The sequence below is a fragment of the Streptomyces sp. NPDC056347 genome (assembly GCF_042262625.1).
Lineage (GTDB): Bacteria > Actinomycetota > Actinomycetes > Streptomycetales > Streptomycetaceae > Streptomyces.
In genome coordinates, this window is the sequence record NZ_JBHJQP010000146.1 from 1 (window position 1) to 21164 (window position 21164).

The following is a 21164-nucleotide window of genomic DNA, read 5'->3' on the forward strand; positions in this document are numbered from 1 at the left end:
GGGCCGCGTTGCGCGGGCCCGCCCGGAAGCCCTCCCTCCGTCAGTACTGGAGGTACCGCTCGCGCACCGCCCGGAACGCGGCGAGGTCGGCGGACCACGCCCCCACCACCTCGTCGGTGTCCGCGCCCGCGTCGATCATGGTGCGGACCCGGGTGTTGCCGGTCAGCTTGTCGATCCAGTTGTCCGGGCGCCAGGCGAAGCCGTCCCAGGTCCGCTTCGCCGTCACCAGCAGCCCGATGCCGGTGCGCACCGGGTCGAAGACCTCGCGGTCTTGGACGTGCAGCTGCACCCCGCCGACCGTCTTCCCCTGGAACTTGGAGAAGGTCGGCGCGAAGTACGCCTCGCGGAACGCCACCCCGGGCAGGCCGAGCGCGTTCGCCGCGTCCGCCCAGCGGTGGTCGATGCCCTCCGCGCCCAGCAGCTCGAACGGGCGGGTGGTGCCGCGCCCCTCGGAGAGGTTGGTGCCCTCGAACAGGCAGGTGCCGGAGTAGACCAGCGCGGTGTCCGCGGTCGGCATGTTGGGGCTCGGCGGCACCCACGGCAGCCCGGTCGTGTCGAAGAAGTCCGTGCGCTTCCAGCCGGACATCTTCACGACGCGCAGGTCCACCGGCCGCTCGGCCAGGAAGCGCGCGTTGAAGAGCAGCGCCAACTCGGCGACGGTCATGCCGTGCGCCTGCGCGATCTCCCGGCGGCCCACGAAGGTGCCGAAGGCCGGGTCGAGCACGGGGCCCAGCGCCGCCCGCCCGGTCACCGGGTTCGGCCGGTCCAGCACGACGAACCGCTTGCCCGCCAGGGCCGCGGCCTCCATGCAGTCGTAGAGCGTCCAGATGTACGTGTAGAAGCGGGCGCCCGCGTCCTGGATGTCGAAGACGACGGTGTCGACGCCGGAGGCCGTGAAGACATCGGCGAGCGGCTGCCCGCTCTTCAGGTACGTGTCGTACACCGGGAGTCCGGTCGCCGGGTCGTCGTACCGCCCCTCCGAGCCGCCCGCCTGCGCGGTGCCGCGGAAGCCGTGCTCCGGACCGAAGACGGCGGTCAGATCCACCCGGTCGTCCGGGTGCATCACATCGACGATGTGGCGCACGTCGGAGGTGATCCCGGTCGGGTTGGTGACGATCCCGACCTTCTGGCCCTTCAGCAGCGCGTAGCCGTCCGCCGCCAGCCGGTCGAAGCCGGTGCGGACCTTGCGCCCCTTGCCCGGTGCGGGGGAGGCGGTCGCCGTCCCGGCCCCGGCGGCCGTCGCCGCGAGGGCCCCCACCGCACCGCCGGCGGCCAGCAAACCACGTCTGGACAGGCTCATTCGGCTACCTCCATGATCGCGACGCATGTCATGGTCACGCACGCTAGCGCGGGTTCCGGCCATACGGAACGAGCCGGACGGGACCGGTGCGACAGGAGTGTCCGCCACCTGGTCCCGGTCCCTTCCACTCCGGCATACCGACTGGTTAGTCTGCCGGTGGAGTCGGCTGAGAGAGGCGGAACCGATGAGTGTGGTCAAGGGCGCGGGCGTGGTGGTCACCGGGGCCGGAGGCGGAATCGGGGCCGCGCTGGCCCGCCGGTTCGCCGCGGAGGGCGCGCGGGTCGTGGTCAACGACCTCGACGCGGCGCGGATCGAGGCGCTGGCCGGGGAGATCGGTGCCACCACCGTCGCCGGTGACGCCTCCGGGATCGTGGACGCGGCACGGGACGCGCTGGACGGCACCATCGACATCTACTGCGCCAACGCCGGACTCGCCTCGCCCGGCGACGCCTTCGCCGAGGAGGACGTCTGGGCCGCGGCGTGGGACGTCAACGTGATGGCCCATGTCCGCGCAGCCAGGGCGCTGCTGCCCGACTGGCTGGAGCGCGGCGGCGGCCGCTTCGTCACGACCGCCTCCGCCGCCGGGCTGCTGACGATGATCGGCGCCGCCCCGTACAGCGTCACCAAGCACGGGGCCGTCGCCTTCGCCGAATGGCTCTCGCTCACCTACCGCCACCGCGGCGTCAAGGTGCACGCGATCTGCCCGCAGGGCGTGCGCACGGACATGCTCACCGCCGCCGGATCGGCCGGGGAACTGGTCCTCGCGCCCAGTGCCATCGAGCCGGAGGCGGTCGCCGACGCACTCCTCGACGCGATGGCCGAGGACCGCTTCCTGGTCCTGCCGCACCCCGAGGTCGCCGGCTACTACCGGGCCCGCGCCAAGGACACCGACCACTGGCTCGACAGCATGAACCATCTCCAGCGGAAGTGGGAGGGGACCGGCGCGTGACCGGGTCGATCTACGCCGCCCAGCCCTGGCTCACCCTGCTCAGCGAGGCCCAGCGGGCCCCCGTGCACCCCGCCCCGACCCTGGTCCACGCCTTCCGCGAGTCCGCCGCACGCGCCCCCGGGCGCCCCGCCCTCGCCTACTTCGACGGCCGCCTGAACTACCGCGAGACCGACGCCCTTTCCGACGCGGTGTCCGGTCACCTCGCCGCGAAGGGGCTGGAGCCCGGCGACCGGGTCGCGGTCGTGCTCCAGAACAGCCCGCAGTTCGTCCTCGCGCTGCTCGGCGCCTGGAAGGCCGGCGCGGTGGTCGTCCCGCTCAACCCGATGTACAAGTCGGCCGAGACCGGGCACGTCCTGAAGGACGCCGGCGTCACGGCGGTGATCTGCGCGGACCGGGCCTGGGAGGCGTACCTGCGGGAGACCGCGGCCGCCGCCCCGTCCGTACGGATCGTCCTCACCACCAGCGAGCGCGACCTCCAGACCCGCGACGACGAACGCGTCCTGGGCTTCGAGCGGCTGCCGGTGCCGCAGGACACCGAGGACCTGGTCGCCGTCGCCCGCCGGGGCGCAGCAGCCCCCGCGGGGCGCGTACCCGCCGCCGGCGACGTGGCGCTGATCAGCTACACCTCCGGGACCAGCGGCACCCCCAAGGGCGCCATGAACTCCCACCGCAACATCATGGTCAACGCCGAGCGCCAGCGGACCGGGCACCCGGTCCCCGAAGGCTCCGCCTACTTCGCGCTCGCCCCGCTCTTCCACATCACCGGCGTGGTCTGCCAGCTCGCCGCCTGCCTCGCCAACGCGGGCACCCTCGTCCTCGCGTACCGCTTCCACCCGGGTGTCGTCCTCGACGCCTTCACCGAGCACCGCCCCGCGTACACCGTGGGCCCGTCCACCGCCTTCATGGCGCTGGCCGTCCACCCCGGCGCCACTCCCGGGCACTTCGCCTCCTTCCGGATCATCTCCTCGGGCGGCGCACCGGTGCCGCCCGCGCTGGTCGAGAAGTTCCGTACGGACTTCGGCCCGTACCTCCACAACGGCTACGGCCTCACCGAGTGCACCGCCCCCTGCGCCTCCGTCCCGCCGGAGCGCGAGGCCCCCGTGGACCCGGCCTCCGGGACGCTGTCGGTCGGCGTCCCCGGCCCGGACACGGTGGTCAGGATCCTCGACGAGAACGGCGCGGAGGTCCCCTTCGGCACGCACGGCGAGATCGCCGTCCGCGGCCCGCAGGTGGTCCCCGGCTACTGGCGGCTGCCGGAGGCCACCGCAGCCGCCTTCCCGGACGGCGAGCTGCGCACCGGCGACATCGGCTTCATGGACGAGGCGGGCTGGCTCTACGTCGTCGACCGCAAGAAGGACGTGATCAACGCCTCCGGTTTCAAGGTCTGGCCCCGCGAGGTGGAGGACGTCCTCTACACCCACCCGGCGGTCCGGGAGGCGGCCGTCGTCGGCGTGCCCGACGCCTACCGCGGCGAGACCGTCCGGGCCTGCGTCAGCCTGAGGCCCGGCGCCTCGGTCGGCCCCGAGGAGCTGGCGGCGTACTGCGCCGAGCGGCTCGCGGCGTACAAGTACCCCCGCGAGGTCCGGATCCTGGCGGACCTGCCGAAGACGGCGAGTGGGAAGATCCTCCGGAGGGAACTGCGTTCCCCTCGATGACCGATTCACGTGGAAGGCAGGTGGCGGCAATGGCCGAGGCGACGGACGAGGAGCAGGCCCCCGTCCCCCAGCGACTGCTGGCCGCCGCCACCCGGCTCTTCGCCGAGCGGGGCTACGACCGCACCTCGGTCCAGGACATCGTCGAGGCGGCGGGCGTCACCAAGGGAGCGCTCTACCACTACTTCGGCTCCAAGGAGGACCTCCTCCAGGAGGTGTACGCCCGGGTGCTCCGCCTCCAGCAGGAGCGCCTCGACGCCTTCGCGGGCGCGGACGCCCCCGTCGAGCAGCGGCTGCGCGACGCCGCGGCCGACGTGGTGGTCACCACCATCGAGAACCTCGACGACGCCTCGATCTTCTTCCGCTCCATGCACCACCTCAGCCCGGAGAAGAACAAGCAGGTCCGTGCTGAGCGCCGCCGCTACCACGAGCGCTTCCGGGCCCTGGTGGAGGAGGGCCAGCGCAGCGGGGTGTTCTCCACCGCGACCCCGGCCGACCTGATCGTCGACTACCACTTCGGCTCGGTCCACCACCTGTCCACCTGGTACCGGCCGGACGGCCCGCTCAGCCAGCAGGAGGTCGCCGACCACCTGGCCGATCTGCTGCTGAGGGCCCTGCGCCCGTAACGGCCGTCAGCCGGTCGAGGAACGCTTCCGCCGCCGGATTGCGCGGCCGGGGCGCCCGGCCGGCGAGGACCACCGTCCGGCCGGGCTCCGGCTGACGGATGCTCACGCACGGCAGCCCCGCCTCCGTACCGATCCGCCGGGGCACGATCGCCACGCCGATCCCGGCCCGTACGAGATCGACGAGCAGCCGGATCTGGGTGACGTCGCAGGTGATCCGGCGTTCCAGACCGCAGTGCGCGGCCAGCCTGCGCACCGCGGTCTCCAGGCCGGTGCCCGCCCGGAAGTCCACGAACGGCTCGTCGGCGAGGTCCTTGATCAGGGTGCGCCCCGCGCCCGCCAGCCGGTGGCCCGGCGCGGTGATCAGCACCAGGTCCTCGTGCCAGGTCGCGAAGTCGGCGATGCCCTCGGGGAGTTCGGCCGCGTCCGGCGCGAGGAAGGCCAGGTCCAGTTCACCGGCGCGCAGTCCGGCCACCAGCTCCGGCGTCGTCGCCTCGCGCAGCGAGATCTGCACCCCCGGCCACGCGCGGTGGTACGCGGCCAGCTCGGCCGCCAGGTCCACGCAGGTCAGCGTCTGGATCGTGCCGACCCTGACCCGGCCGGCCACCAGCCCCGCCACGGCCGCCACCGCGTCCCGTGCCTCCTGCGTACCGGCCAGCACCGACCGGGCCGACGGCAGCAGGGCCCGGCCCGCCTCGGTCAGCACCACCCGACGGCCGGTCCGGTCGAACAGCCCGGCCCCCAGCTCCCGCTCCAGATTGCGTACGGAGGTGCTCAGCGCGGACTGCGCGATCAGCTCGGCACGGGCGGCGGCGGTGAAACTGCCGTGCGTGACCACCGCCACGAAATGGCGCAGTTGACGAAGCTCCATCCATCCACGATAGCGATGGGAGCCAGCTGAATCATCTGTTGGACCGATGGCGGGAGTGGGCCCGAAGCTGGTTCCATGACGCAGATCCAGCGGTCCGCGCAGCAGCGGCCCGTACATGTTCCCGTGCTGTGGACGGTGGCCCACGGTCCGCACCGGCCGGTGTCCGTCCGGGTGCTCGCGCGCTGCCTGCTGCGGGTACGCGCCTTCGCCCGCGAGCTCGCGCTGACGGACCACGTGGGCTCCGGCGGCTACTGAGCACGCGGGAGGCCAAGGGGCGGGACCGAGGCCGCCGGCCGGGCGGGCGGGAAGCAACGGCCGGGCCGGAGCCGGCGGTCGGGTCGGAGCGGCCGGTCGGTTCGGAGCCATTGGCCGGACCGCAGCAACCGCCAGGTGGACCGGATGCGTCGGCCGGTTCGGAACCGCCGGCCGGACCGGAACCGCCGACCGGACCGGAGCCGTCGGGCGGGCTGAAACGGTTGGCCGGGCCGGTGCCCGCCCGGTTAGCATCCGATGATGCGGACCCCGGCCGGCGAAGAGCACCACACCACCACGGCCCGGACGGGCCCCGCCCCCCGGGAGCTGGGGCGGCTGATCCGCCACGACGACCCCGCCACACGCCACCTGGGTCTCGCCCTGCTCACCGAACGCCTCACCGCCTCCCCGCCGCGCGACGACACGGAGGCCAGGGAGCTCGCCGCGCTGCTGCCCACGAAGCTCACCGGACCACCGGAGGCGGACCTGCTGCTGGCCGGGCTCCACGAAAGGGCCGGGTACGACGAACGGTTCGGCCAGGCCCTGACGGACCGCCCCCGGCCGCCATGGCGCACCGCCGGCACGCTGCCCGCCTCGGTACGGACCGCCTGGCTGCGCGCCGATCTGCTGCACGACCCGGCGGCGCTGCTGCGCGAGGAACCTCCGGGCGAGCCGCTGTACCAGGCGGTGCGGAGCGCGGACATCACCGCCGCCCGCCGCCCGGTCCGGCTGGTGGCGGAGCTGGCGGGCAGCGGTGATCCGGTGCTGCGCACCGAGGCGGTCCGGCTGGCCCGGCAGGGGCTGCACACCGGGCTGCTGGCCCCCGCCCCGGTCCGGGCGATCCTGGCCGGGCTGCTGGCGGCCGACGGCGCCGACAGCACCGGGGCCGTCGTGGCGGCCCTGGGCGAGCTGGCCGAACCGTGGGCGGCTCTCGACCCGTTGCCGCCGGGCCGACTGGCACCGTTCCTCCGCACCGTCCCCGCGCACGAGCCCGTGGCCGGTGCCGCCCTCGCGGCCGCCGCCCGCCACGGCCACCGGGACCTGCTGCGCCGGGCCGTCGGGGACCCGGCACTGCCGCCCGCGATACGGCGGCGCGCGATGGAGCTCCTCGGCGATCTCGCGGAGCGGGCGGACATCGGTGAACTGACCGCCCTTGCCGCGAGCGACCCGCTGCTGCTCGGCGCCCCGGCCGTGATCTGCCTGCGCGGCCTCCACCGGCGCGGGCACTTCCCGGCGGGCCCGGACGTCCCCGCCGTCGTCGGCCTGGCCCTCGCCGACCACTCGATCGCGCCCCGGGACGTGGCGACGGTCCTGTTCACCGCCCGCCAGGACGCGCTCCGGGTCCTCACCGACGCCCCCGCCACGGACCCGGGCTGGCCGCGCCGGCTCGCCCTGCTGACCGCCCTCGCCGCCCAGGGCACCGGAGACCTCCCGGCCGGGGCCGCCGTCACCCGGCTGCTGCCCACCGCCCCCGTACCCGGGCCGTTCCTCGACGCGATCCGCGTCCTGCGCCACACGGACGCCGAGGAGGCCGTGCTCGCCCTGCTGCCCTCGGCACCGGACGCGGCCCTGGAGACGCTGGAGGCGATCGGCGGCGACCGGACGGTCCAGGTCCTGAGCGAGGGACTGGGCCTGTACGAGGGACCGGCCCCGAGCGAGGGACCGGCTCCGAGTGACGGACTCGCCCTGAAGGAGGAACCTGGCCAGGGCGAAGAACAGGGCCCGGAGGAGCGGCCTGTCCCGAACCAAGGACCGGGTCCGAACCAGGGACCGGGCCTGAACCAGGGCTCGAACCAGGAACCCGACCCGAACCAGGAACCCGACCCGGGCCGAGGCTCGGCCCCGAACCACCGGCCCGGACCCGCCACCGGCCCGATGGCGCCCCACCTGCGCCCCGTTCGCCACCGGGCCCTCGAACTGCTCTGGCAGCTGAACCGCGACCCGGAGCGCCGCCGCGCCCTGCTCGCCCGGCTCGACCCCGTCGATCTGCCGCCCCGCGTCGCGGCCGACCTGGGCCGCCCGGACGCGCGGGAACTGGCCCTGCTCCACTCCCACCTCGACCCGGACCGGCCGGTCGAGGCCCTGTGCCGGCTGGCGGCCCACGGCGACGCGGACACCCTCCCGGCCCTCGCCGACCTGCTGCTGCGCGTCGTCTCGGAGCTGGCGGCCGCGCGGGAGCCGGGCGCTCCCGACCGGACCGGCGAACACGGCCGGCCGGCCGGGGAACCCGTGGTGCCCCAGGAGGTCCTGAACGCCGTGCAAGGTCTCGGCCGCAGGCTCCACGCACGCGGCGCGATCAGACCGGTCTGCCTGCTCGGCACCAAGAACGCCGAAGAGGCCGGGCACGCCGTCGTCGCGAGCCTCGCCCTGGACCTGCTGGACCGCCCCGCAATCGTCGACCACGAGCGGGTGATCCTGCTGGAACTGCTGCTCAGGGCCCCCTGGGCGGGCACCCGCGCCCGGGTCCACCGGCTGCTGCGCCACCGGGACCGGCATGTCCGCAAGCACGCCGTCGCCCTCGTCGCCCGCGACGCCACGGGCGAGGACGCCCAGGCCCTCTCGGCGACCCTGACCGCGCTGACCCGCGCCCGGGACATCCAGACCGTACGGCAGGCCCTGCTCGCCCTGGGGCACGTCCGGGCCCACTGGGCGGGCGCCGCGATCGCCGCCCGCCTGGACCACCCGAACACGAACATCCGCAAGACGGCGGCCGCGGCACTGGTCCGCACGGGCGGACCGGCGGCGGTCCCCGGGCTCCTCGACCGGCTCGGCCGCGAGCACAACCCCGCCCTGCGCGACACCCTCGTCGCCGCCCTGGGCACCGCACTCGGCGACGCCTGCGCGGCCACCCTGCTGGCCGCCGCCGAGCACAGCCGGGACCACACCGTCCGCGAACGGCTCCTCCTCGGCCTGAACGGCGCCCTCGGCACCCGCGCGGTCCGTGCCCTGGCCGAACAGGAGTCACCGGTGGCGGCCCCACTGCTCGCCCTGCTGGCCTCCGGCCGCGTCCGCCCGGCCACCGGCACCCTGGACGACCTCGCCGCCCCCCTGGCCCGGTACGGCATCACCGCACCGGCCGACAAACCGCCGCAGCCCGTGCCCGGAGCGGCGGACCGGGACATCGACGCCCTGCTCGCCGACGGCTGGGACGCGGCCGTCGCGCTGCGGCTGGCCGGGCGGGACGAGGAACCCGACCCCGGCCGGGCCCGGGCGCTGCGGCCGATGCTCGCCGACTGGCTCCGGCTCGCCGGGTCCCGCCCGGTGCGCGGGAACGCGGCAGTGCGCGACGCGGTGGTGCGGTACGCGCTGCGGATCTGCCCCGGGCCCCGAGACACGGCGGAACTCGGGGCGTACGCCCGGTCCGCCCCGGTCCTCCTGGACGCGCTGGCCGACGCCCGCGACCGGGACCGGCACGACCTGATCGCCGTACTCGAAGACGCCGCGCCGATGCTGACGGCCCCCGCCCGTACGGCCGCCACCGCCGCCGTACGGGCCCTGCGGCCGGCCCCGGCCGTCCCCGCCCGCTCCACGCTGCCGCTGCTGCGCGGGCTCGGCGCGGTCCCGGTCCGGGCCGACCTCGACCGGGACCTCGCCGCCGCCCGGCTCGGCGCCGACCCCTGGCGGGCCGCCACCACCGTGCTCCGGGCCGCCTTCGCCGTACCCCGGAGCGACGAACAGCTCCCCGCCGGGACCCGGGCCTGGCTCGAAGCGCTGGACGCGGCGGTCCGCACCCCGGACGACCTGGCCCGGTTCCGGAACCGGGACGACGGCGCCGTCCCCTCGCGGGACCGGCTGGCCGGGCTCATCGAGGCGCACCAGGGCGCGGGCGACGAGGTCCGCGCCGCTCTCGTCGACTGGATGACACATCTTCAGCCGCTCGACGCACCGCCCTGGACCCTCGCCGAGACCGCCCGTACCCCGTCACCGCCACCGCGCCGGGTACGCGAGGACGACCTCGACCAGCCCCGCTCGGCGGCCCTGCGGGAGCGGCTGCTCACCCTGCTGGACGCACCCGACGGGGACCGCCGCGGCACCGCCGCCCGGGCCCTGGCCCGCTGGCCCGAACCGGAGCACCGGCTGCCGGTGCTGCGCGCGTATCTGCGCGGCCGGGTCGACCTGCCCGTGGACCCGGGCCTGGCCCACGCACTGACGCTGCTGGACGCGGCCGAACTGCGCGGCGAGGACATCCGGCGCGAACGGGTGGCGCGCACGGCCGCCCGGCTCGACCCCTGGGCGCTGGAACGGCTGGTGCCGCTGCTGCTGGAGTGGTGGCAGGAAGCGCCGCCTGCCGTGGCCCGGGCGCTCCGCGAGGCCCTGCACGCCTGCCCGGCCGACACCCTCGCCGCGCACCTCACCGACCGCCCCGGCACGGATTCCCCGGGCTGCCCGGACCTGCTCACCGGGCGTCCGCTGCTGCGCACCGAGGCCCTGGACCGGGCCCGCCGACGGCTGCGCGAGGAGGGGAACGGCGACCTGGCGGACCGGATGCTGCTCGTCGAGGGCCCCCTGCGCGGCCCGGACGCCGCACGGCGCGACGCGGCGACCCTGGCATCGCTCAGGGAACGCCGGGAACCCCCGCCCGCCACGGGCGACGCCGCCCACCCGCCCCGGCACGGCCTCCTGGAACTGGCCGCCACCGGCACACCGGAACAGATCTGCCGGGCGCTCACCGCGCTCACCGAGGCGCACCCCGGCCCCGAACCGGACGACGACCCGCGCCTGCTCGAGCTGCTGGGAGGTCTGCTCACCCACCCCCGAGCCCGGGTCCGCCTGCGCGCCCACCGCACCTCACGGGCGATGCTCGACCGGCCGACCCACCTCGGCCACACCCGGACCCTGCTGGACGACCCCAGCCCGGACGTGGTGCGCATGGCGGTCCGCACGCTCTGCCGGGCGGCCTGGGCGCCCGCGATCCCCGCCGTGACCGGGCTGCTCGCACACCCGCACCCCGCCGTGCGGGAGGCGGCGGCCGAGGGACTGGCCGGGCTCGGCGCGGCGGCGGTCCCCGCCCTGCGCAACGCCGCCGCCCACGCCCGCCCCGACCGGCGCGCCCGCTACACCGGCGTACTGGACCGGATCAGGGCGGGCGAGGACTGAGCCCCCGAACCGCCCGTGCGACCGCCGGTCGCACGTACCGCTACAGGTAGCGCTTGATCTCGCGCCGGGCCAGCGACCGCTGGTGCACCTCGTCCGGGCCGTCCGCCAGCCGCAGCGTCCGGGCCGCCGCCCACAGCTCGGCCAGCGGGAAGTCCTGGCCGACGCCGCCCGCCCCGTACAGCTGCACCGCCTGGTCGAGGACGGAGGCCACGGCGCGCGGGGTGGCGATCTTGATGGCCTGGATCTCGGTGTGCGCGCCCCGGTTGCCCACCGTGTCCATCAGCCACGCGGTCTTCAGCACCAGCAGCCGCAGCTGCTCCACCGTGACCCGGGCGTCCGCGATCCAGTTCTGCACGACGCCCTGCTGGGCGAGCGGCTTCCCGAAGGCGGTACGGGACACGGCCCGGCGGCACATCAGCTCGATGGCCCGCTCCGCCATGCCGATCAGCCGCATGCAGTGGTGGATGCGCCCGGGCCCCAGCCGCGCCTGGGCGATGGCGAAGCCGCCGCCCTCCTCACCGATCAGGTTGGTGGCGGGCACCCGCACATCGGTGAAGACCACCTCGGCGTGACCGCCGTGGTAGTGGTCCTCGTACCCGTACACCCGCATGGCGCGGCGGACCTCGACGCCGGGGGTGTCGCGCGGGACCAGGACCATCGACTGCTGGCGGCGGATGTCCGCGCCCTCGGGGTCGGTCTTGCCCATCACGATGAAGATCGCGCAGTCCGGGTTCATGGCACCGGAGATGTACCACTTGCGCCCGTTGATGACGTAGTCGTCGCCCTCGCGCGCGATCCGCGTCTCGATGTTCGTCGCGTCCGAGGAGGCCACCTCGGGCTCCGTCATCGCGAAGGCCGAGCGGATCTCCCCGGCGAGCAGCGGCTCCAGCCACCGCTTCCTCTGCTCGTCGCTGCCGAACTGGTGGAGCACCTCCATGTTCCCGGTGTCCGGGGCGCCGCAGTTCAGCGCCGTCGGTGCCAACTGCGGGGAGCGGCCGGTGATCTCGGCGAGCGGGGCGTACTGGAGATTGGTCAGCCCGGCCCCGTACGCCGGGTCGGGGAGGAAGAGGTTCCACAGGCCCTGCCGCCGGGCCTCGGCCTTCAGCTCCTCCATCACCGGCGGGGTGTCCCAGGGCGAGGCCAGCAGCGCCCGCTGCTCGTCCGCGGTCTTCTCGGCGGGGTACACGTGCTCGTCCATGAAGGCGAGCAGCCGGGCACGCAGCTCCTCGGTGCGGGCGTCGAACGCGAAGTCCATGGGTCAGCCTTCCTGGAGGGTGGTGAGACCGTGCTCGATGAAGACGGGGACGAGGCCGCCGATCCGGTCGAAACCGGCGCCGACGGTCTGGCCCAGGGTGTAGCGGTAGTGGATGCCCTCCAGGATCACGGCCAGCTTGAACCAGGCGAACGCGGTGTACCAGGAGAGGGCGGAGGTGTCCCGGCCGGAGCGGGCGGCGTAGCGCTCGATCAGCTCGGCGGGGGAGGGGTGGCCCGGCGCGCCGCTGGTGGTGGAGACCGGCGACTCGGCCAGGCCGAGGTCCGAGCTGTACATCACCAGCAGGCCGAGGTCGGTCAGCGGGTCGCCGAGCGTGGACATCTCCCAGTCCAGGACGGCCTTGATCCGGTCGTCGGCGCCGATCAGGACGTTGTCCAGCCGGTAGTCGCCGTGGACGACGGTGGGCGCGGGCGAGGCCGGCAGCGCGTGGCCGAGCCCGGTGTGCAGCGCGTCGATGCCGGGCAGCTCGCGGTTGCGCGAGGCGTCCAGCTGCTTGCCCCAGCGGCGCAACTGCCGCTCCAGGAAGCCCTCGGGGCGCCCGAAATCGCCGAGCCCGACGGCCTGCGGGTCCACGGCGTGCAGCGCGACGAGCGTGTCGACGAGCCCGAGGACCGCTTCCCGGGTGCGCTCCGGGCCCAGCGGGGCGAGCTGCTCGACCGTGCGGTACGGGGTGCCCTCCACGTACTCCATGACGTAGAACGGCGAACCGGTCACCGAATCGTCCTCGCAGAGCAGCACCGGCTCGGGCACCGGCACGCCCGTCGGGTGCAGGGCGCTGATCACCCGGTGCTCGCGCCGCATGTCGTGCGCGGTGGCCAGTACGTGGCCCAGCGGGGGCCTGCGGACCACCCACCGGCCGGTGCCGTCCGTGACGACGTACGTGAGGTTCGAGCGGCCGCCCTCGATCAGCCGGGCCCGCAGCGGTCCGCTCACCAGCCCCGTCCGCTCCCGGTCGAGATGCCCGCGCAGCCGGTCGAGGTCGAGACCCGGCGGGGGGACATCGAGGTCGGGGCCTGGCGGGGGGACTGGGCTCATCGTGCGCACCTCCGGGAGGAATGAAAGTCGGAAACCATCATGCCGACCAGTCGGTATGTCGTCCAGTGTCAGGCGGCGGGTCGTGCGGCGGGGCGTATGGCCGGTCGCGTGGCCGACTGCCGTGATCCGCGGGGCGGGGCAGGCTTCCCGGGCCCCCGGAGTCTGGTGTTCAGTCGTATCCCTGAATAGAGTTCACGTATGAATACAGAATTGCTGATCGACGACGTCCGGCTGACCCCGATCCTGATAGCCGACCCACCCCTGCTCAACACCCAGGGCGTGCACCAGCCCTACACCCCGCGCCTCGTCGTGGAGGTCGTCACCCGTGGTGGGGTCACCGGCATCGGCGAGACGTACGGGGATGGGAAGTACCTCGAACTCGCGCGGCCGCTCGCCGACGCGCTCCGCGGCCGTCCGGTCAGCGATCTGAACGGACTCTTCGCTCTGGCAGACACGGTGTGCGGCGATTCGGTCGCGGCCGACGACCGGGTCGAGGCGGGCGGCCTGCGCGGCGTCCAGACCGCCGACAAGCTCCGCCTCTCGGTCGTCTCCGGTTTCGAGGTCGCCTGCCTGGACGCGCTGGGCAAGTCCCTCGGCCTGCCGGTGCACGCCCTGCTCGGCGGGAAGGTCCGCGACCGGGTCGAGTACAGCGCCTACCTCTTCTACCGCTGGGCCGCCCACCCCGAGGGCGGCGAACGGGACGACTGGGGCGCCGCCCTCGACCCGGCCGGCATCGTCGCCCAGGCCCGCCGCTTCGCCCGCGAGTACGGCTTCTCGTCCTTCAAGCTCAAGGGCGGCGTCTTCGAGCCCGACCGGGAGATCGCCGCGATCCGCGCCCTGGCCGAGGAGTTCCCCGGCCGGCCGCTGCGCCTGGACCCCAACGGTGCCTGGTCGGTGGAGACCTCGCTGTACGTGGCCGACCAGCTCAAGGGCGTGCTCGAGTACCTGGAGGACCCGGCGACCGGTACGGGGCCGATGGCCGAGGTCGCGGCGCGCACCGACGTACCGCTCGCCACCAACATGTGCGTGACCACCCTCGCCGAGGTGCCGCGGGCCTTCGCGAGCGGCGCCGTGCAGGTCGTCCTCTCCGACCACCACTACTGGGGCGGGCTGCACCGGACCCGGGAACTGGCCGCGATCTGCCGCACCTTCGGCGTCGGCCTCTCCATGCACTCCAACACCCACCTCGGCATCAGCCTCGCCGCGATGACCCATGTCGCCGCCACCGTCGACAACCTCGACTACGCCTGCGACAGCCACTACCCCTGGCAGACCGAGGACGTCATCACCACCCGGCACGTCTTCGAGGACGGCCGCCTCACCGTCTCCGACGCCCCCGGGCTCGGCGTCGAACTCGACCGCGAACGGCTCGCCGCGCTGCACCGGCGCTGGCTCGACGACGACGGCACGATGCGCGAGCGTGACGACGCGGCGGCGATGCGCAAGGCCGAACCGGAGTGGCGGACCCCGGCGATCCCGCGCTGGTGACCGCCCGCCCGGAGGGGTGCGGCGGCCCGCCCCGCGGGCCCCGCACCCGTATCGGCGGCCCGTATCGGCGGCCCGTATCGGCGGCCCGTATCGGCGGCCCGTGTCGGCGGCCCGTGTCGGCGGCCCGTGTCGGCGGCCCGTGTCGGCGGCCCGTGTCGGCGGCCCGTGTCGGTGGCCCGTGTCGGTGGCCCGTGTCGGCGGCCCGTGTCGGTGGCCCGTGTCGGTGGCCCGTGTCGGTGGCCCGTATCGGCGGCCCGTATCGGCGGCCCGTGTCGGCGGCCCGCGGAAGCCGCCCGGAGCATCCGCTCAGAACAGCATGGCCACGGCGAACACCGCGAGCGCCACCGTGCATCCCGTCACGGCCAGCGCGCCGCGCACCGCCAGTGGCCGGGGCCGGGCGGCCCGCATCCCGAGCACCCGCCCGTGCGCCACCGTCAGCACCCCGAGCCAGGCCAGGGCGCTCAGTGCCACCGCCACCACCGCGGCCGGCCCCGCCCCGGCGTGCAGCGCCTGCTTCACCGCCAGCGCCAGCACCACCGTGCAGGACAGCGTCGTACGCCGCCAGGCCAGCCGGGTCCGCTCGGGCTGCAGCCCCGGATCGCGCTCGGCCGTGCTCACCGGCCCTCCCAGCCGAAGAGGACCACCACCACCATCACCACCGCGACCACCGCGACCGCCAGGCCGAGCAGCGTCGGGAACCGCGAAGCGGGAAGATCCTCCCCGCGCCGCATCGCCAGCTCGCACCGCACCCAGTGGTTGACGGCCCGCAGCGCGCACAGCACCCCGGACGCCAGCAGGGCGAGCGCCAGACCCGCGCGCACCCCCCAGGCCAGTTCCGGCAGGAACTGATCGACCGCGAAACCGCCGCCGATCAGCGCCAGGGCCGTCCGGATCCAGGCGAGGAAGGTGCGCTCGTTGGCGAGCGAGAACCGGTAGTCGGGTGTCTCGCCCTCCTCGCGGATGCGCTGCGGCGCGAACCACAGCCGCAGACCCCGTACGAATTCGTTCACGAACGGACCCTATCCGCCACTACCGGACCCCGGTGATCGATGACGGACTCAGGAGACCGCCCCGCCCGCCCGGTGGGCGCGCAGCCGGTGGTACGCCGCCAGCCCGTCCGGCACCCACGGCCAGTCGTCGATCCGCGTCTCCAGCTCGGCGTCGGTGAGGAAGGTGTGCCAGGCGACCTCCTCCGGCTGCGGGCTGACCGGCAGCTCGCACCGCACCTGGTAGACGTACGACCACCAGGAGTGCTCGGCGCTCTCGTAGAGGAACTTGAAGAGCGGCTCGGGCCGGGGGAGCCCGGACACCCCCAGCTCCTCCTCGGCCTCCCGCAGCGCCGCCTCGTCGTACGACTCCCCGGCGCCGACCACTCCGCCGACGAACATGTCGTAGTGGGACGGGAAGACCAGCTTCCCCGGGGTCCTGCGGTGGACGAAGAGGCGCCCCGCCGCGTCCCGGGCCTCGATGAAGACGCAGCGATGGCGAAGGCCCCGCGCGGTCGCCTCACCGCGCGGGGCCCGCCCCACGACCTGGTCGTTCTCGTCGACGATGTCCAGGATCTCGTCAGAAGGAGTCATGCTCCCCATCCAACATCAGGACACCGCCGCGGGATCACTGGCCCATGACGTACTTGACGGTCGGACCGGTGGTCCAGCCGCCGTCCACGGCCAGCTCGGCACCGGTGATGTACGAGGCGGCGTCCGAGAGCAGGAAGGTGACCGCGGCGGCGATCTCCGGGGCCTCGCCGACCCGGCCCATCGGGGTGTTCGGGTAGTTGCCCTCGCCCCGCTGGATGCCGACGGAGGCGGTCATCGGGGTGTACGTCATGCCGGGGTGGACCGAGTTCACCCGGATCCGGGCCGTGCCCAGCTCCACCGCGCCGACCTTCGTCAGCCCGCGCACGCCCCACTTCGAGGCGCCGTAGCTGGAGGTGAGGGCGAGGCCCATCAGACCGGCCGCCGAGGAGATGTTGACGATCGAGCCGCCGCCGTTCTCCTTCATCACCGGGATCACCGTCTTCATGCCGATGAAGACGGCCGTCAGGTTGATGTCGATGACCTTGCGGAAGTGCTCGACGCTCTCGGTCTCCAGCGGCATGCCGGTCGACACCCCGGCGTTGTTGACCAGCCCGTCGATCCGGCCGAACTCGGCGACGGCGAAGGCGGCGACCCGCTGCCAGTCCTCCTCGGAGGTCACGTCGTGGTGGACGAAGCGGGCCTTCGCCCCCAGCTCGGCGGCGGTGGCGGCACCCTCCTCGTCGAGCACGTCGGTGATCACCACGTTGGCGCCGCCCGCCACCGCGAGGCGCGCCGCCTCGGCACCCAGGCCCCGGGCGCCGCCGGTGATGATGACGGTCTTGTCGCTGAGGTTGCTCGTGTCAGTCATGGTGTTTCCTCTGTGCGGTGAGAAATGGTGCGTGACGCGGCGTTCCGGGCTGTCCGGGCGTTGCCTCAGCCGGTGCCCGGCACCGGGGCGAGCAGGAACGCGGTGGTGGTCCCGACGAGATCGGCGAGGAAGAACGCCTCGCCGGTCAGCGGCTCGATGCCGTCGAGCCGCTGGCGGGCGCGGTCGGCGAACGCCGCGCCGATCAGGGTGAGTGCCAGGTCCAGCCGCTCCAGGCGCACCGGAGCGGGCAGGTCGCCCAGACGGTCCCCGAGCAGGGCGATCAGCCGCCCGTAGTGGGTGTCGGCCAGGACGGGATGCGGGGTGCCGGTCCGCAGCCCGGTCTCATGGGTGAGCCGGACCGAGATCCGCAGACAGCGGCAGCCGCGGTCGTCGGCGAGCAGGCTCGCCTCGGCCGTCACCAGCGCGCCGATCAGCTCCCGTACGCCGCAGTCCTCTTCCAGCGCGGCCAGCAGGGGGGCCATCACCTGTTCGGTACGGGCCTGGCGGCCCGCCATCACCGCGTCCAGCAGCCCGGCCCGGGAGCCGAAGTGGTACTGGACGGCGGAGGGGTTGCCCTGTCCGGCGAGCCGGACGATGTCGCGCAGCTGCGCACCGTCCGGACCCTGTGCGGCGAAGATCTCCTCGGCCGCGCGGATCAGCTTCTCCCGGGTTTCGGGACCCGAAGTTCGCGCCATACCCGCACTGTAATACTGGCCATTATTAAAAACCAGTGGAGGGGTGGCCCGTTCCGCTCAGTTGGGCTGGAGGCTCTTCTCGCGGCGCCCGCCGACCGGCCCCTCCGGCATCGCCGGATGCAGCCCGAGCAGCACGATCCCGACCACGATCGCCGCCAGTCCGACGGCCTGCCAGGCCAGCGCCCCGGCGTCGGTGCGCAGCCGGTCGCCGAGGAAGCCCACCCCGCAGGCGATTCCGGCCAGCGGCTGGGCGGCGGTCAGCGGTGGCAGCGAGACCCGCAGGGGGCCGGTCTCGAACGCGCTCTGCACCAGCAGCAGCCCGGTCACCCCCAGCACCGCCACCGCGTACGGCTGCCACGCCGTGACCAGTGCGGTCCACCCGCCCTCGGAGATCAGCTGGCCGCTGACCCGGGTGAGCGCGTCCTGCAGCCCGTACAGCAGTCCGGCCGCCACCGCGAGCAGCGCGGGGGAGGCCGACATCCGGGAGCGTTTGGCGAAGGCGGTCAGCAGCAGCGCGAGGCCCACCACCACCCCGATCACCAGCCAGTGCCGCAGCGCGCCGGTCTCCGCCGCACCGCCCTCGGGCCGCCCGGCCAGCAGGAACGCGGCGACCCCGCCGGCCAGCAGCCAGAGCCCGGCCCAGCCCTGGCGGCCGAGCCGCTGGCCGGTGCGGTGGCGGGACAGGGCCATCGCGAAGAGCAGATTGGTCGCCAGGAGCGGTTCGACGACGGAGACCTCGCCGTTGCCCAGGGCCAGGGCGCCCAGGACCATCCCGCAGACCATCAGCCCGACCCCGGCCAGCCAGCTCGGCACCCGCATCAGGTCGAGCAGCAGCCGGGGCGAGAGGTAGTCGCTCCGCGGGGCGTGCGAGGCGGCGGCCTGCTGGAGGACGAAGCCGAACCCCAGGCAGCAGGCGGCACTCACGGCGAGCGCGACGACCAGCACCGACATGCCGCTACCTCGAATAAGGCCGGAAATGGGTGGTGTGTACCGACGATAGCGCCGGTGTGCCCGGGGTGCGGCCGGAACGGGGCCGACCGGGCGGTTGACGCCGTGGCGGCGGGTGCAGAGGATCTGACGCACCAGTAACTTCCGGCTCCGCAACCCGGCTCCGCAACCCGGCTCCGACCGGTCCGGCCGGACCGCCCCGACAAGGATGGAACCCATGGCGTACGACGCTGATGTGATCGTGATCGGGGCGGGGCTGGCCGGTCTGGTGGCCACCGCCGAGCTGGCCGAGGCGGGGCGCTCGGTGATCCTGCTCGACCAGGAGCCCGAGCAGTCGATCGGCGGCCAGGCGCACTGGTCCTTCGGCGGCCTCTTCCTGGTCGACTCGCCCGAACAGCGCCGGATGCGGGTCAGGGACAGCCATGAACTGGCGCTCCAGGACTGGCTCGGCACGGCGGGCTTCGACCGCGAGGAGGACCACTGGCCGCGCAAGTGGGCCGAGGCCTATGTCGATTTCGCGGCCGGTGAGAAGCGCTCCTGGCTGCGCGCCCAGGGGCTGCGGCTCTTCCCCGTGGTCGGCTGGGCCGAGCGCGGCGGCTACGACGCCACCGGCCACGGCAACTCCGTACCCCGCTTCCACATCACCTGGGGCACCGGCCCCGGCGTCGTCGCCCCCTTCGAGCGCCGGGTCCGCGCGGGCGTCGCCAAGGGGCTTGTACGCTTCGCGTTCCGGCACCGGGTCACCGGCCTCGGCCGTACCGCGGGCACCGTCGACACCGTGACCGGCGAGGTGCTGGAGCCGAGCGCCGCGGCCCGGGGCACCGCGAGCAGCCGGGTGGTGACCGGCTCCTTCGAACTGCGGGCCCAGGCGGTGATCGTCACCTCCGGCGGCATCGGCGGCAACCACGACCTGGTGCGCGAGCAGTGGCCCGCCCGGCTCGGTACCCCGCCCGCGAAACTGCTCTCCGGCGTCCCCGCCCACGTCGACGGGCTCATGCTCGGCATCGCCGAGGAGGCGGGCGCCCACCACATCAACCGCGACCGGATGTGGCACTACACCGAGGGCATCGAGAACTGGAACCCGATCTGGGCCAAGCACGCCATCCGCATCCTGCCCGGACCGTCCTCGCTCTGGCTGGACGCCCGTGGCAAGCGGCTCCCGGTCCCGCTCTTCCCGGGCTTCGACACCCTCGGCACCCTCGAACACATCATGAGGTCCGGCCACGAGTACACCTGGTTCGTCCTCGACCGGAAGATCATCGGCAAGGAGTTCGCGCTCTCCGGCTCCGAACAGAACCCGGACCTCACCGGCAAGTCGATCCGCGACGTGATCGGCCGGGCCCGTGCCGACGTACCGGCCCCGGTGAAGGCGTTCATGGACAACGGTGTGGACTTCGTCGTCGAGAAGGACCTCTCCGCGCTCGTCCGGGGCATGAACAAGCTGACCGGCCAGGAGCTGATCGACGAGGCCGAGCTGCGCCGCGAGATCGTCGCCCGCGACCGCGAGATCGCCAACCGCTTCACCAAGGACCTCCAGATCACCGCGATCCACGGCGCCCGCGCCTACCTCGGTGACAAGCTCATCCGCACGGCCGCGCCGCACCGCATCCTCGACCCCGAGGCCGGTCCGCTGATCGCCGTACGGCTGAACATCCTGACCCGCAAGTCGCTCGGCGGGCTGGAGACGGACCTGTCCTCCCGGGTGCTGACCGCGGACGGCACCCCGCTGCCCGGGGTGTACGCGGCGGGCGAGGCGGCCGGCTTCGGCGGCGGCGGGGTGCACGGCTACCGCTCGCTGGAGGGGACCTTCCTCGGCGGCTGCATCTTCTCCGGGCGGGCGGCCGGCCGGGCGGCCGCGAAAGCGGTCGGCTGAGGCGACGCCGCAGGGGACCGGCCGGGGCGACGGTCCAGAAGACCGGCCGGGGCGGCCGGAGCGCGGCTACTGCTGTCCGGCCCCCGCGGCGGTGTCCAGCCGCTCGACGACACGGAAGCGTTCGGCGACGACCATGGTGTCGTCGCCGACCGTGAAGCCCGGGTCGCCGAGAGCCTCCCGCATCTCGTCACCGCACCAGAACCTCTCGTGCGCCGCACGCCACTCGGCCACCGACGAGTGGCCCTCGCCCTCGTCGACCACGTGCTGGAGATCGACGTCGCCCAGGCGCATCACCCGCACCTCCGTCACTTCCACCACCGCCGCCTCCCGGTTGTCCGAGTCGATCAGCGCGGAGCGCTCGCCCACCGGCGGCAGCTCCTCCTGCTCCGCCTCGTACTCCGCGAGCAGCCCGGTCGTGGAGACCTTCGCGCCGGAGAGGACCGCCTCGACCAGCCGGTCGCGCACCGGCCCCGGGAAGGCGAGCAGGAACGGCTTGAGGGACTTCCCGGTGGAGTCCGCGAGGGACGCCTTGAGGGTTTCGTCAAGAGGCTCGTGATTTCCCATGGGCCAAGTCTGGCACGCGCTCTCGACCCAGGCGGCGGAATGGGTGAAATGTCGCTGATTCGTCAACCGCGGCCGGACGGCAGGCAGTTGGAGGTCGGGAGATGTGACGGCGGCGTCCGCCGGGCGGGGGTGCGCGTGCTGCGGCACACCCCGTCC

Annotated in this window: 18 protein-coding genes; 7 read left to right on the forward strand and 11 right to left on the reverse strand. The window is 74.2% G+C overall.

The annotated features are described in order from the left end of the window. Positions 1-40: 40 nt before the first annotated feature. The gene (locus tag ACFCV8_RS27400) at positions 41-1300 is read right to left on the reverse strand and encodes an exo-beta-N-acetylmuramidase NamZ domain-containing protein (protein ID WP_376688127.1); all 1260 of its coding nucleotides are present in this window, start codon (positions 1298-1300) and stop codon (positions 41-43) included. 184 nt (positions 1301-1484) lie between these two features. Here ACFCV8_RS27400 and ACFCV8_RS27405 point away from each other — a divergent pair, with 184 nt between their 5' ends. From ACFCV8_RS27405 to ACFCV8_RS27415, 3 genes are read left to right on the forward strand one after another with little or no spacing between them, the layout of a single operon-like run. Next, a complete protein-coding gene (locus ACFCV8_RS27405; RefSeq protein WP_376688128.1) occupies positions 1485-2249 on the forward strand; it encodes an SDR family oxidoreductase in 765 nt (254 codons plus the stop codon). Beyond that, on the forward strand, positions 2246-3904 hold the full coding sequence (locus tag ACFCV8_RS27410; protein WP_376688129.1) for a class I adenylate-forming enzyme family protein: 1659 nt from the start codon (positions 2246-2248) through the stop codon (positions 3902-3904). Before ACFCV8_RS27405 ends, ACFCV8_RS27410 begins: the two co-directional genes overlap by 4 nt. Positions 3905-3933: 29 nt before the next feature. Then, positions 3934-4527 carry a TetR/AcrR family transcriptional regulator gene (locus ACFCV8_RS27415; RefSeq protein WP_376688130.1) on the forward strand — a complete coding sequence of 198 codons (594 nt, stop codon included), beginning with the start codon at positions 3934-3936 and terminating at the stop codon, positions 4525-4527. Here ACFCV8_RS27415 and ACFCV8_RS27420 read toward each other — a convergent pair. Further along, positions 4466-5395 (reverse strand): LysR family transcriptional regulator, encoded by a 930-nt coding sequence (locus tag ACFCV8_RS27420; RefSeq protein ID WP_376688131.1) that lies wholly within the window; start codon positions 5393-5395, stop codon positions 4466-4468. The genes ACFCV8_RS27415 and ACFCV8_RS27420 overlap by 62 nt on opposite strands. Before the next feature lie 75 nt (positions 5396-5470). Here ACFCV8_RS27420 and ACFCV8_RS27425 point away from each other — a divergent pair, with 75 nt between their 5' ends. Both ACFCV8_RS27425 and ACFCV8_RS27430 read left to right on the forward strand, forming a co-directional pair. Next, positions 5471-5650: a hypothetical protein gene (locus ACFCV8_RS27425; RefSeq protein WP_376688132.1), complete on the forward strand. Its 180-nt coding sequence runs from the start codon at positions 5471-5473 to the stop codon at positions 5648-5650. A 258-nt stretch (positions 5651-5908) separates the two neighbouring features. Beyond that, positions 5909-10744 (forward strand): HEAT repeat domain-containing protein, encoded by a 4836-nt coding sequence (locus tag ACFCV8_RS27430; RefSeq protein WP_376688133.1) that lies wholly within the window; start codon positions 5909-5911, stop codon positions 10742-10744. Positions 10745-10784: 40 nt separating this feature from the next. Here the strand turns inward: ACFCV8_RS27430 and ACFCV8_RS27435 are convergent, their stop codons facing one another. Then, on the reverse strand, positions 10785-11999 hold the full coding sequence (locus ACFCV8_RS27435; protein WP_376688134.1) for an acyl-CoA dehydrogenase family protein: 1215 nt from the start codon (positions 11997-11999) through the stop codon (positions 10785-10787). Between the two features lie 3 nt (positions 12000-12002). Then, positions 12003-13052, reverse strand: a complete 1050-nt coding sequence (locus ACFCV8_RS27440; protein WP_376688135.1) for a phosphotransferase family protein — start codon at positions 13050-13052, stop codon at positions 12003-12005. 198 nt (positions 13053-13250) lie between these two features. Here ACFCV8_RS27440 and ACFCV8_RS27445 point away from each other — a divergent pair, with 198 nt between their 5' ends. After that, positions 13251-14540, forward strand: a complete 1290-nt coding sequence (locus tag ACFCV8_RS27445; RefSeq protein ID WP_376688136.1) for a glucarate dehydratase family protein — start codon at positions 13251-13253, stop codon at positions 14538-14540. 306 nt (positions 14541-14846) lie between these two features. Here the strand turns inward: ACFCV8_RS27445 and ACFCV8_RS27450 are convergent, their stop codons facing one another. From ACFCV8_RS27450 to ACFCV8_RS27475, 6 genes are all read right to left on the reverse strand, one after another. Next, a complete protein-coding gene (locus tag ACFCV8_RS27450) occupies positions 14847-15158 on the reverse strand; it encodes a DUF202 domain-containing protein (protein ID WP_376688137.1) in 312 nt (103 codons plus the stop codon). Continuing rightward, complete coding sequence (locus ACFCV8_RS27455) at positions 15155-15550, reverse strand: YidH family protein (RefSeq protein WP_376688138.1); 396 nt, start codon at positions 15548-15550, stop codon at positions 15155-15157. Before ACFCV8_RS27455 ends, ACFCV8_RS27450 begins: the two co-directional genes overlap by 4 nt. 48 nt (positions 15551-15598) lie before the next feature. Then, the gene (locus tag ACFCV8_RS27460) at positions 15599-16120 is read right to left on the reverse strand and encodes an NUDIX hydrolase (protein ID WP_376688139.1); all 522 of its coding nucleotides are present in this window, start codon (positions 16118-16120) and stop codon (positions 15599-15601) included. A 34-nt stretch (positions 16121-16154) separates the two neighbouring features. Beyond that, positions 16155-16928 carry a glucose 1-dehydrogenase gene (locus tag ACFCV8_RS27465; RefSeq protein WP_376688140.1) on the reverse strand — a complete coding sequence of 258 codons (774 nt, stop codon included), beginning with the start codon at positions 16926-16928 and terminating at the stop codon, positions 16155-16157. Between the two features lie 65 nt (positions 16929-16993). Beyond that, positions 16994-17623, reverse strand: a complete 630-nt coding sequence (locus tag ACFCV8_RS27470; protein WP_376688141.1) for a TetR/AcrR family transcriptional regulator — start codon at positions 17621-17623, stop codon at positions 16994-16996. 57 nt (positions 17624-17680) lie between these two features. Further along, positions 17681-18574: a DMT family transporter gene (locus ACFCV8_RS27475; RefSeq protein WP_376688142.1), complete on the reverse strand. Its 894-nt coding sequence runs from the start codon at positions 18572-18574 to the stop codon at positions 17681-17683. Between the two features lie 214 nt (positions 18575-18788). Between ACFCV8_RS27475 and ACFCV8_RS27480 the strand changes: the two genes are divergently transcribed. After that, positions 18789-20444: an FAD-binding dehydrogenase gene (locus ACFCV8_RS27480; protein WP_376688143.1), complete on the forward strand. Its 1656-nt coding sequence runs from the start codon at positions 18789-18791 to the stop codon at positions 20442-20444. A 66-nt stretch (positions 20445-20510) separates the two neighbouring features. Here ACFCV8_RS27480 and ACFCV8_RS27485 read toward each other — a convergent pair whose 3' ends face one another. Further along, positions 20511-21008: an ASCH domain-containing protein gene (locus ACFCV8_RS27485; protein ID WP_376688144.1), complete on the reverse strand. Its 498-nt coding sequence runs from the start codon at positions 21006-21008 to the stop codon at positions 20511-20513. Between the last annotated feature and the right edge of the window lie 156 nt (positions 21009-21164).